This is a genomic window from Flavobacterium sp. GSA192, from assembly GCF_006386525.1.
GTDB classification, from domain to species: domain Bacteria; phylum Bacteroidota; class Bacteroidia; order Flavobacteriales; family Flavobacteriaceae; genus Flavobacterium; species Flavobacterium commune.
Map to the genome: position 1 here is coordinate 340,993 of NZ_VAHC01000005.1, position 12,609 is coordinate 353,601.

A 12,609-nucleotide genomic window follows, 5' to 3' on the forward strand; every position below is an offset into this window, starting at 1 on the left:
TTTATTTGAAATTTTATAAAGCTAATTACTTTAATTATTTTTTGCTGGAGAATATTTGTGGGTTGATGTTCACCATTAAATAAGCCCAGTTGTTAGTGGTGTCGTTCAAGCCACCTTTTAAGGCTACCATAGAATCAGAACCAAACATTTGAGAATATCCTGCAATAAGTGTAATGTCTTTACTTGCTTTGTAAACTGCTGTTACATCAACCTCAGTTCCCAGGTATTTATCATCAGTTGCAGTTAATTCATTTGCAGTATAAAATAAATGAGGAGCAACAGACAAGTTCACTTTTTTGATAGGGAAGTCTAATTTTAAAGTAAGATCTTGTAAACCTACTGAGTTAGCGTGGTTTCCTACGTAGAAATAATCCATAAAACCATTAAAAGCGTGGTTTGTACCAAAAACAGGATTGAATGATTTAACCATTGTAGGAGAGGTACCTAGGTCTTTTCCTGATAAGAACTCATATCCTAAAGTAGCTTTGAATTTAGGCGAAAAAGCATATCCTAAATTAGCTGCTGTTTGCCAAGCCGAAACTTTGTTTGTTTCAATTTTTCCGGTTTGTCCGTAGAAACTAAAGTCAAGACTTAATTTTTTACCAGCATAATTAGCATAAGTACCAAATGTTTGGTAGTAATTTGTTTCTGCTTCTGTTAGCGTTTTCATGTATTCTCTTCCTATATTCAAGGCTAAAAAGCTTACTCCTAATTTTTTGATAGAAGTGTGGTACCAGGCATATTGAAAATCTTTAAAATCTAAGTCATTTTTAAATGAAACTGAAGTTGGGAAGCTTAGAGTCGTTTTAGTTTCGTCTTTTGCATTTAATGCAAATCCTAAATCCAATTGGCTTTTAGCTCCTTTATATTTGAATAAAGCTGCATCAAAGCTACGTCCCTGATTTGCCCAATCTAATCCTCCAAAGATTCTTTGGTTATCATAAGATATTACTTGACGACCTACTTTAGTACTCCATTTATCAGTAAAACTGTATTGTGCCCATCCTTCAAACAGCACAAAACTGTTCGTTGCATTTGAAACACCTCCTGTAAGATGGTTTACAGCACCCCAGGTACGTACATTTTGTAAAGCCAATTTTACAGCTAATTTTTCATCTTTGTAATTTAAGTTTAATCTTGCACGATTTCCAACAAATGAAGTATGTTCAGTAGTAGGGGTTAATAATGTTCCAAAACCGTTTGTGTATTCATATCGGGGTCTGATTTGAATATCAGAACTGAACTCCTGAGCCATTGCCCCGGTACCTACTAATCCAATTATTGATAAAGAAAGTGTTTTAAGTAATTTCATAATCGTTGATTTTAAAGTTTTATATTAAATTGTTTTACATTGCAAACATACTTACGTAATTCTACTTACGCTTAACGTCTTGCGCAGTAAAAACCAGCTTTTTAAACCGACTTTGTTTATGTTTTAAAACAATAAAAAACAGGTGTAAAAACATAAAATTGAATTAATGTATTGTTTTTTATGTTTTTAAAAACACGCATACGTACTAAGTAAAATTTTACATTGTTAAAAATGTTTAAATTATACGTAGAAAAGGGATGAATTAAGGTATATAAAAGTTATCATTAAAAACTGTTCTCGATAGCTGCCTGTGGCATCAGGTATTTTTTATTTCTTCCGAAGCTTCATGATTAAGCAAAAACATTCAAACTAACGTTTTTAATAATTTCACCCAACGGCTTATAGAACAACAAAAAAAAGCCCGATAAAATCGGGCTTTAAGTAGTATAAAGATTTGCTGTATTGTGCAAATCAGTTTTATAATTGAATTTTATTGATACATTTTAAAATAATAATCGGCTGAGTTTTTCCCGCTTCCATACACTAAGAAAAACAAACAAACCATCAAAGTACCTAAGGCAAGAAATAAACTCTCAGATTGCATTTGCCCCATAAAATTTACTAAAACAGCACCTATTAAAATAGGTAATTGTGCTATGATAGCCCAACGGGTCAGTAACCCAAAAGCAATCATTATTCCTCCAATCATGTGGGCAGGAGTAATGTAGTGAACCATAAACATTCCCCCTCCAATTTTGTCAATAGGAGAAATCAAATCGACTAAATATTGAATATTAGTGATAAAATGGACTCCTTTTACGAATAAAAACACTCCAAGTGCAATTCGTACTAAATCTAAGCTGAAATAAGTGTGCGCATTGGCCCATTTATTTAATTCTTTTACGTTGTTCATATTGCTGTATGTTTAAAATTGGTTCTACTAAGTTAATGATTTTTAAAGAAATAGCGATGTTTGCTTGCGTTAAAAATCAATTGCAATTACAAAAATAAGTAGTAATGATAATTTCAAAAATCAATTATACTAGTCTAAACTACAGACAATTCAAATTCCATTTTGGTTATTGAAAAAAAATTATTGTTGTTTTTGGTTTAAAATCCAGTTCAGTTCAGGATCTTTTCCCTGAATTTGGTCTTCTAATGAAGGAATTATAGGTACATCAGGGTAAATACCATGTCCAAAGATTTCAGTTTGATAATAGGGAGCTATGTTCATTATTCCAATTCTAACTTTTAGTTTTGAATGCGGTAATGTTACAATTGGCATAAATCCGGCTACTGTACCGTTATAATCGCCACCCGTTTCTTCACCTACAAATGTGGCTCTTTCACTGCCTTTTAAATTGGAAGATAAAATACTCGAAGCCGAAAAACTAGCTCCGTTTATCAATACATAAATTTTTCCTTTAAAGGCTTTTCTATCGATTTTTTGAGGTTGGGTTTCGGAGGAAATATAATTCTTGCCGTCTTTGTCTTTATGAACAGAAAACAGCAAATAACCGTAAACAAATGGAGAGAAAATGGCTTTTACAGCTTTTACAGGAAAAGAACCTTTGTTGAAATAAGCACCTTCAAACATACTGGCTCTGGAAACGACTTCTGATTTTTTTAAGAATACAAAAGTAGAGTCTGAGAGGTAGCTATAAAGATTAATGATTTCGCTTAATCGACCGCCACCGTTGTTTCTTAAATCGATAACTAGGGTTTGCGTATTTTGTTTTTGTATTTCGCTAAAACTTTCTTTGTAAAATTTTCTGAAATTCCCTTTTTTGAAGCCTTTAATTTTTAGAATAGCTACGCTACTGTCTTTTTGAAAAAAATCAAGTGTTCTAATAAAAGTATTGCTTAGTTTATCGTATCCGTTAATTCGTTTTTTTCTTCTCAAAGCCTGTTTTTTCTCTCTGCTGATTGCAGGAGTTTTAATAGCAATTTTTTGAGTTAGTTTTCGAACTTTTTTTTCAATACTATCGAGTTTAAATCTTTTAATGGTGAAGGATTGAATACTATCATTTAATTTAAAAACGTATTTCAGACTGTCTTTTATTCCGTATTCGGTGGTAAAAGCCGAAATAAATCGTTTGGTGGCAATTTGTTTTTTATAAGTTGTATTAAAACCATCCGAACTGTAAAACTGATTGTATTCCTCAATAAGTTCTTTTGGTTTTATGCCGTTGACCGAAAAGACTTCAGTTCCCGCTGTTATTGATTTGTTGTACGATTTGTTTTTAATAACATATAATTTATTATTGTAAAAAGAAAAATCAAATTGTGAAAAGGGACCAATTCCTTTTTTTTGAATTGCTTTGGTTTCTTTTTTCGAAAATGCTTTTTCGGGAGCTAATACATAACTATGACCTTGTTTTATGTAAGCAACTACAGGACTGATTTTTTTATAAAACTCAAGTGGAGTCATTGCTTTATCAATAGTAGATTTCAAACTGTCAAAATGATGATTCAAACGTTCTTTACTGATGTAATAATCCAGTTTAGGATGGAGTTTTTGAATTTTTTTTTGAGCAAAATCAACGTCTTTTTTAAGTTGGTTTACTCCGATTTGTTGTTGCAAATGAGTATTGTTCTTTTTTATGCTGCTGCATTGCACAAAGAAAAATATAATAAAAAGGAGTGCGAATATTTTCTTCATTGTTTAGAAAAATCAATAGTTGAAACAAAGAGAACTCAATTGATAATTGGTAATCAGCTACTTTGAATTAATATTAGAAAGTTTCAAAAGTAGGTTTTTTAGTTAATGAAAGAAAGTTAATTCTAAATTTTCAAGATTTAGGATTTGTTGTAATAAATGTTCCTTTTACTCTAAAGGCAAGAGAAATAAGTTGTTACATTATTTTTTATTGGATAGTGAAAAAATTAATAAAAAATTGGCATTTAAAGTAAAGATTAGGTTTTATTTTTAAGTAATGATTATTGTTGTAGCAAATAGTTTTAAAGCATTTTGTTTTACTCAATAATTAGGCTTAGTAATTAATTAAATTTTAAGATTATGACAGAAGAATTTGCAATCATTGAGAAAGAAGATATAGCTTCTCTTAAGTTTCCAACAACCGATGTTCTTGACGATGATAATGAAATAAAAACAAGAATAAGCGATATTAATCGGGCTTTGTCTCTGGGCAATTTAGAACATTCAAAAATTAAAATCTTTTTTGAGGACAACGAATCCAAAAAGATAGTAGATACTACTGTTTGGGCGGTTACGGACAAAAATGTTATTTTAAAACAAGGAGTAATGATTCCTATTCACAGGATATACAAGTTGTTTTAGTTGTTTAGAATTGATGATTCCTTTGGTATTTTGGGATAAAAAACGGCGCAGGTCTCTATAGAGTTTGCGCCGTTTTTTATGCTTGTTTGATTGGTTATTTTGTAATTCAATTTTTTTGTCTTGCAATCACCGTTTTTACATTACTCTTTCATAAAGTATTTTTTATAAGTAAAGTATCCTCCAAAACCTATCAATAACAACCACCAAATTTGAAACAGAAATACAATAATATCAAGCAAAACATTCCATCCCGTTTTTAGTGAATCGAGTAGGCGAATTCCAATATTAGGTTTGTAATAGTTGTAATCTTTGGTATTGGCAACCATTTCCTGTTTTACTGATTCACGTTGGTATATTTGAATGGACAAGGTGCTGAAATTAATTTGATCCTGTATCGAAAGGTTTTCCAGTTTAGCAGCATCTTTTTGTTCTTTTTGGTTTGCCAAATTATTTTCGGCTTCCATAACATCATTGATTTTTTTGCCTTTGCTGTCAATGGCTTTTTCAACTCTTTTTTCTTTAGCAGTACTTCGTTGTTGAGCGAGTTGGTTTGAAAGTATTTTTAGAGAAACATCATCTGCTTTAATAATGCGATAATCCAGAAAATCAATTTGCTTAGCAATGCACTTGATTACTGTATCCAGACGTTTGTTAGGTACTCTGATAGTGATGTTGTTTTCCACATTATAGCGGGTGGTTTCAAGGGTACTGTCCTGACTTATTTTAGTTTCAAATTCATCAATAATGTTACTTTGTAAGTTGGTATAGGTTACAAAGCCATCAAATTTATTGGTGATGTTTTCAATCTCATAAGTAGTTTGAGGAACATTTTTCACTTTGAATTTTAAGTCGGCAGTACGCACAAATTTTCGGGTACTGTCTTTTTTTTCTACTGCGGCAGAAGAAGAAATTGCTGCTTCTGGAGTAACATCGTTTGTTGAGAGTTCTTCTGGTGCTTCAGCTTTTTTGCAGCTAATCAATAATGTCGTAAAAGTGAATAATAGCAAGCTACTTTTTACAATTTGGTTCATAGATTTATACTTTTAAAGTGGATGTTTTTTTGATTGGTTTTTCTTGAAATTTTTGTACTGAATTTCATATCAAATATAAGGTTTTTGAGTAAGAAAAATCTTTTTTAATATTTGTTTAACTAAGCAAAAGTTTTGTGTAATTTCTTCCGGAGAAACTATTTTTTTTTATTGTAATTTTACTTTTTAAAATTTTGCTTTGAGAACATCCTTTTTACAAGACATAACGCATCTCGTCGATATAAAAAAACAGCTTTTATTGTGGTCACAACAGTTTAGGGAAGTGACTTTTATGGATAGCAACCAGTACCAGCAAGACTATTCCAGCTACGATTGGATTCTGGCTGTTGATGCTTTTACTTCGATCAAAACAGACTATTTTAATGCTTTTGAAGATTTAAAGCAGTACCAACAAACCAGCAAAGATTGGTTATTTGGTTATTTGTCTTATGATTTAAAAAATGATACAGAGAACTTAGTTTCGAAAAATTTTGATGGATTAAAATTTCCTGATTTGTTTTTCTTTCAGCCCAAAAAACTATTTTTAGCCAAAGGAAAACAACTTGAAATTCGTTATTTGCATTTTTGTGATGATGAATTTGAATCCGATTGGGAAGAAATTAGAGGTATTGCGGTTAATTTTGAGACTTTAGAAACCAATATCACAATTCAACAACGAATTTCCGCAGAGGCATATCGCGAAAAAGTGTCTAAAATGCTGGAACACATTCATCATGGCGATTTGTATGAGGCTAATTTTTGTATGGAATTCTATGCTGAAAATGCGCAAATTGAACCCATAGAAACTTTTTTAAAGCTGAATGAAATTTCGAAACCACCCTTTGCCGTATTTTTTAAAAATCATAAGCAATTTTTATTGTCAGCTTCGCCAGAACGCTATTTGAAAAAAGAAGGGGAGTTGCTTATTTCTCAGCCTATAAAAGGAACGGCAAAACGATTTTTGGATCCCATTGAAGATGAAGAATCAAAAAATAAATTAGCTGCCGATGCTAAAGAACGTGCCGAGAATATTATGATAACCGATTTGGTTCGCAATGATTTATCGCATACGGCACAAAAAGGTTCGGTGCAAGTAACTGAATTGTGTGGTATTTACTCTTTCTTGCAAGTGCACCAAATGATTTCTACCATTACTTCAAAATTAGATGCACAATACGCTGCTGTAGATGCTTTAAGACATACTTTTCCAATGGGTAGTATGACAGGAGCACCCAAGATTTCGGTGATGAAAATTATCGAAGAACTGGAAGAAACTAAAAGAGGTTTGTACAGTGGAGCAGTGGGCTATTTTACTCCCGAAGGCAATTTTGATTTTAATGTGGTTATTCGAAGTATTTTGTACAATCAGCACAATCAGTATTTGTCTTTTTCGGTAGGAAGTGCCATTACTTCGCTTTCTGTTCCTGAGAAAGAATATGAAGAATGTTTACTCAAAGCCAAGGCCATGTTTGAAGTCTTAAAATAAATACTATGCTCGACAAACTCAAAAAACATATCAGTCAAAATTTTCCTTTTTTAGAAAAGAGCAAACTACTTATGGCTACCAGCGGGGGAATTGACAGTATGGTTATGGTTCATTTGTTTAGAGAATTACACTATTCTATTGCTTTAGCACATTGTAATTTTCAGTTAAGAGGATTAGAGAGTTTTGGTGATCAGAATTTTATTCAGGAATATGCTAATGAAAATGAAATTCCGCTTTTTTTGACTCAGTTTGATACCGAAACTTTTGCTCAAGATTACAAACTTTCAACACAAATTGCAGCCCGGGAATTGCGTTACAATTGGTTTTACGAATTGTTAGAAACCGAAAATTACGATTACATTTTAACGGCACATCATGCCGATGATACTATAGAAACTTTTTTAATCAATTTGAGTCGCGGAACCGGATTAGAAGGTTTGCTTGGAATTCCGGCTCAAAACGATAAAATTGTACGTCCGATTTTGCCTTTTACAAGAGCAGAAATTTTGGTTTATGCCAAAGAAAATAACATTCAATGGCGAGAAGACAGCAGCAATGCTTCGGATAAATATTTACGAAATAAAATCAGACATCATTTAGTTCCCTTGTTGAAAGAATTGAATCCACAGTTTATGGAATCTTTTCAAAAAACGCAATCGCATTTAAAAGAATCTCAGGAATTAGTTGAAGATGCTGCTATTATGGTGTACCAGCAAGTAGCAAGAGAAGAAGGTGAAACCATAGTTTTTGATTTGAATCAGTTGCTAAGATTACCCAATTATAGATCCTATTTGTACCAATGGTTGCATGAATTTGGCTTTACTGCTTGGGAAGATATTTATGCTTTGGTCGAAAGTCAATCCGGGAAGCAGGTTTATGCTCCAAATTATCGTTTGTTGAAAGATAGAGAAGTATTGATGTTGAGTCCGATTCTTCAGGAAAAGGAAGTTGAGGTGTATTTTATAGAAAAAAATGTTAGAGAAGTTAATTTTCCCTTAAATCTTACTTTTTCTAGAGCAGACGACATTTCAGGAGCTTCAAATTCAATTATATTTGTTGACCAGGATAAATTGGTTTATCCATTGATTTTGAAACGATGGGAAGAAGGGGATTCTTTTCAGCCTTTTGGAATGAATGGAAAGTCTAAAAAGTTAAGTAAACTTTTTAAAGACGAAAAAATATCTTTATTAGAAAAAGAAAATTGTTGGGTTTTATGGTCGGCAAATCAAATTGTCTGGGTGCTTGGTATTCGACAAGATGAACGATTTAAAATTGATAATTCTACAAAAAATATATTAAAAATAGCATTGCAATAATGAAAAAACTATTCTTTCTACTTATCGCTTTTTTGGTTTTTACCAATGTCAATTCACAAATTTTAGATCCTGTAAAGTGGACAACTAAAATAGAACAAAAATCAGAAGGTGTTTTTGTGTTGACTTTTAATGCGGTAATTGAGAAAGAATGGCACATGTATTCGCAGTTTACTCCCGATGGAGGGCCGCTGGCTATGGAGGTTGTTTTTAAAAATCAATCGGGAAATTTTAGTTTAATTGGCAAAGCCAAAGAAAGTAAAACCCGAACGGCTTATAACGATGTTTTTGAAGTAAACGAAACTTTTTTTGAAGGAAAAGCCCAAATTCAACAAGAAATTAAACTAACCAATCCAAAATTAAACAAGATTGAAGCGGAATTGAATTATCAGGTATGTAAAGAAGTATGTATTAATCAATCTAAGAAATTTACTTTCCAAATTCCCGCTAATGCAATTGTTGCTGTAACTCCGGGACAAGAAGAGAAGGTTTTGGATAAAGTAGTTTTGAATAAAAAAGCAGTTGATACAATAAAAACAGACTCGATAACTCCTGGTCTCGGCGAGAGCAATATTATTGAAAAATCTGAAAAAGAAGTTGTAGCAACAGCTCCCGAAAATACTCCAAGAAGTATTTGGTCCATTTTTATCATTGCTTTTTTATCCGGATTTGCAGCTTTATTGACACCTTGTGTATTTCCGATGATTCCTATGACGGTTAGTTTTTTTACCAAACAAAGTAAAACACGAGCCAAAGGAATTCGAAATGCTATTATTTACGGAATTTCGATTATTGTAATTTATGTGTTATTAGGAATTTTAATCACATGGATTTTTGGTGCCGATGCGTTAAATGCTTTGTCAACTAATGTTTGGTTTAATCTGTTATTTTTTGTGTTATTAGTAGTTTTTGCGGTTTCATTTTTAGGAGCTTTCGAAATTATGTTACCTAATTCCTGGGCCAATAAAGTGGATAGTCAGGCTGATAAAGGCGGAGTTATTGGAATTGTATTTATGGCATTAGCCTTGGCGGTAGTTTCTTTTTCCTGTACAGGACCTATTGTAGGAACATTGTTGGTTGAAGCTGCTTCCAATGGAGGAATTGCACCTATAATAGGAATGCTTGGTTTTTCATTGGCTTTGGCCTTGCCATTTATGTTATTTGCTATGTTTCCGGGTTGGTTGAATTCGTTACCTAAATCGGGAGGCTGGTTGAATACGGTAAAAGTATTTTTAGGATTCTTAGAATTGGCTTTGGCTTTCAAATTTTTATCGAATGCCGATTTGGTTTTGCAATTGCATATATTGGAAAGAGAAGTATTTTTAGCTATTTGGATAGCTATTTTTGGAGCTTTAGCCTTGTATTTATTTGGAAAGATAAGTTTACCGCATGATAGCCCGATTACGCACATTTCGGTTGGACGATTAGGCATGGGATTGTTGGTGTTAACTTTTACTATTTATTTAATTCCGGGACTTTGGGGAGCACCTTTGAAAATAATCAGCGCATTTCCACCACCAATGCAATACAGCGAAAGTCCAATGGGATTAAGTGTTTCGGGTGGAAATTCGGCTAAAATTGATTTGCCTGAAGGTGGAAAAATAGGTCCTCATGGGTTGCTTGTTTTTGATAATTACCAATATGGATTGGCTTACGCCAAAAAAGTAAACAAACCGATTATGCTTGATTTTACAGGGTTTGCTTGTGTGAATTGTCGAAAAATGGAAAACAATGTTTGGTCAGATGCCAAAGTTTTACCAATTTTAAAAGATAAAATTGTTCTCATATCATTATATGTAGATGATAAAAGGGATTTACCTAAAGAGCAGCAGTTTATTTCGCCAAGTACTGGTGAAGAAATAAAAACAATAGGAGAGAAGTGGACTGATTTTATGATTTCTAAATACAAAACCAATACGCAGCCTTTGTATGTATTAACCGATTTAGAAGGTAATAGTTTAAATACTGAAAATCCAACGATTAGTTATGTTGGTGTCGAAGAATATTACAATTGGTTGAAAGCTGGAATAGCTAAGTTTAAATAAAATGATTGTAGATTTTTGATTAAACGATTCTTGATTTCAGATTTTTATAGTCATTGAAAACAAATTATTTTTATAACTAACACAGAATCTGAAATCAAGAATCGTTAATCCGCATTCAAAAATCTAATTACCCCAACCACCCATCTCTATCCAAACTTCGGTATTGAATGGCTTCGGCAATGTGATTAGAAATTACATCTTCAGAGGCTTCTAAGTCGGCGATGGTGCGTGCTACTTTTAAAATTCGATCGTAGGCCCGCGCCGAAAGATTCAAACGTTCCATGGCGTTTTTTAATAAAGTTTTGGAGTCTTCGTTCAGAACACAATATTCGCGGATGTGTTTGGTATTCATTTGGGCGTTATAATGAATATTGTCCATTGTTTCAAATCGGGTAGATTGAATTTCGCGCGCTGCAGTCACTCTTTTTCGAATACTCATGCTGTTTTCGGTTTTTTGATTATCCGATAATTTTTCGAAAGGAACCGGCGTTACTTCAATATGAATGTCAATTCGATCTAATAAAGGCCCCGAAATTTTACTCAAATACCGTTGCATTTCGTAAGGCGAAGCGGTTTGAGCGGCGTTTGGATCATTAAAAAATCCACTAGGACTCGGATTCATGCTGGCTACTAACATAAATGAAGAAGGATAAGTTACTGTAAATTTGGCTCTCGAAATAGTTACTTCCCTATCTTCCAGAGGTTGGCGCATTACTTCAAGAACATCGCGTTTGAATTCGGGTAATTCATCTAAAAATAAAACGCCGTTATGTGCCATCGATATTTCTCCCGGTTGCGGATAACTGCCTCCGCCAACTAGCGCTACGTTTGAAATCGTGTGGTGCGGGCTGCGGAAAGGTCTTTGATTCATTAATCCAACTTCTTTGAGTTTTCCGGCTACACTATGAATTTTAGTGGTTTCCAGTGCTTCGTGCAAAGTCATTGGTGGAAGAATACTTGGTAAACGCTTTGCGAGCATTGTTTTTCCTGCTCCCGGAGGGCCAATTAATATGATATTATGTCCGCCGGCAGCGGCAATTTCCATACATCTTTTAATGCTTTCTTGTCCTTTAACATCAGAAAAATCAAATTCCGGGAAATCTAAATCTTTATAGAATTCGGCTCTGGTATCGATTTTTGTGGGTTCCAAATTGCCTTTTCCTTCAAAGAAATCAATGATTTCCTGTACATTTTCAATACCATAAACATCTAGTCCTTTTACTATGGCGGCTTCTTTTACATTTTGTTTCGGGAGAAAGAAACCTTTAAAACCTTCTTCTTTTGCTTTAATAGCTATGGGTAAAGCTCCTTTTATGGGTTGTAAACTTCCATCAAGTGATAATTCGCCCATAATAATGTATTGGTCAATTTCTTCTCCTTTAATTTGTCCTGAAGCAACAAGAATACCCAGAGCAAGAGTAAGGTCGTAAGCTGAACCTTCTTTGCGTAAATCGGCTGGAGCCATATTAATGGTAATTTTTTTACCGGGTAGCATATAAGAATTGTTTTTTAATGCAGCGGCAATTCGGTAACTACTTTCTTTTATCGCATTGTCAGGTAAACCAACTAAATGGTAGCCCACTCCTTTATCTATATTTACTTCAACTGTTATAGTTGTGGCTTCTACACCAAAAACGGCACTTCCATAGACTTTTACTAGCATATAGGATATTTTTTATTAAAAATAATAAATTTTAAAATACAAGAATACTGTGGTCTTAGATTTTAATTAAAAAAAATGTAAATGCTTGTTAATGTGCTTTGTTGGTTTTATTTTGAGACTATAATTTAATTATTATCAAGAGGTTTAAATATTTGATGCAATTTGTTTCTGAAATTTCGATTTTGGCAATGTAATAATTGGTTAAACGGATTTTATTTTGCGAAAAATAAAAAACAATAAGAATTTACGCTAAAAAATATCGGGTAAAATTTAATTTTGCTGAGAAAATCTTAAAAAAGTAAGTGTCGGAATTTAACAAATCGTTATTTTTTGCATATTTTGGAGGTAGTACCCATAAAATTATAGGGTCTAAAATGAATTAATAATAAAAGTAAAAACATTTACTGTTGTTTTTTAGGGGGTATGTTAGTTGTTTTATATTTTTGGTAAAAATTTAAACC

At 32.8% G+C, this 12,609-nt stretch carries 9 protein-coding genes; 4 read left to right on the top strand and 5 right to left on the bottom strand.

The features are described 5' to 3' along the window. Window positions 1-34: 34 nt before the first annotated feature. From FDM27_RS12460 to FDM27_RS12470, 3 genes are all read right to left on the bottom strand, one after another. Window positions 35-1,312 (bottom strand): alginate export family protein, encoded by a 1,278-nt coding sequence (locus FDM27_RS12460; RefSeq protein ID WP_140486878.1) that lies wholly within the window; start codon window positions 1,310-1,312, stop codon window positions 35-37. 490 nt (window positions 1,313-1,802) lie between these two features. After that, a complete protein-coding gene (locus FDM27_RS12465) occupies window positions 1,803-2,225 on the bottom strand; it encodes a DoxX family protein (RefSeq protein WP_071183370.1) in 423 nt (140 codons plus the stop codon). A 180-nt stretch (window positions 2,226-2,405) separates the two neighbouring features. Next, window positions 2,406-3,974 carry a S41 family peptidase gene (locus tag FDM27_RS12470; protein ID WP_140486880.1) on the bottom strand — a complete coding sequence of 523 codons (1,569 nt, stop codon included), beginning with the start codon at window positions 3,972-3,974 and terminating at the stop codon, window positions 2,406-2,408. Between the two features lie 357 nt (window positions 3,975-4,331). Between FDM27_RS12470 and FDM27_RS12475 the strand changes: the two genes are divergently transcribed. Next, the gene (locus tag FDM27_RS12475) at window positions 4,332-4,613 is read left to right on the top strand and encodes a hypothetical protein (protein ID WP_071183368.1); all 282 of its coding nucleotides are present in this window, start codon (window positions 4,332-4,334) and stop codon (window positions 4,611-4,613) included. Window positions 4,614-4,753: 140 nt separating this feature from the next. On the opposite strand, the gene FDM27_RS12480 is transcribed toward FDM27_RS12475, so the two are convergent. Continuing rightward, window positions 4,754-5,644 carry a DUF4349 domain-containing protein gene (locus tag FDM27_RS12480; protein ID WP_140486882.1) on the bottom strand — a complete coding sequence of 297 codons (891 nt, stop codon included), beginning with the start codon at window positions 5,642-5,644 and terminating at the stop codon, window positions 4,754-4,756. Window positions 5,645-5,840: 196 nt separating this feature from the next. On the opposite strand from FDM27_RS12480, the gene FDM27_RS12485 reads away from it, so the two are divergent. The 3 genes from FDM27_RS12485 to FDM27_RS12495 are packed head-to-tail and all read left to right on the top strand — an operon-like array spanning window position 5,841 to window position 10,485. Beyond that, window positions 5,841-7,127, top strand: coding sequence for an anthranilate synthase component I family protein (locus FDM27_RS12485; RefSeq protein WP_140486884.1), 1,287 nt, complete (start codon window positions 5,841-5,843; stop codon window positions 7,125-7,127). Between the two features lie 5 nt (window positions 7,128-7,132). Continuing rightward, window positions 7,133-8,443, top strand: a complete 1,311-nt coding sequence (gene tilS, locus FDM27_RS12490) for a tRNA lysidine(34) synthetase TilS (protein ID WP_140486886.1) — start codon at window positions 7,133-7,135, stop codon at window positions 8,441-8,443. Then, window positions 8,443-10,485 carry a protein-disulfide reductase DsbD family protein gene (locus FDM27_RS12495; RefSeq protein ID WP_140486888.1) on the top strand — a complete coding sequence of 681 codons (2,043 nt, stop codon included), beginning with the start codon at window positions 8,443-8,445 and terminating at the stop codon, window positions 10,483-10,485. Before tilS ends, FDM27_RS12495 begins: the two co-directional genes overlap by 1 nt. Before the next feature lie 127 nt (window positions 10,486-10,612). On the opposite strand, the gene FDM27_RS12500 is transcribed toward FDM27_RS12495, so the two are convergent. Further along, on the bottom strand, window positions 10,613-12,148 hold the full coding sequence (locus tag FDM27_RS12500; protein WP_140486890.1) for a YifB family Mg chelatase-like AAA ATPase: 1,536 nt from the start codon (window positions 12,146-12,148) through the stop codon (window positions 10,613-10,615). Window positions 12,149-12,609: the final 461 nt, after the last annotated feature.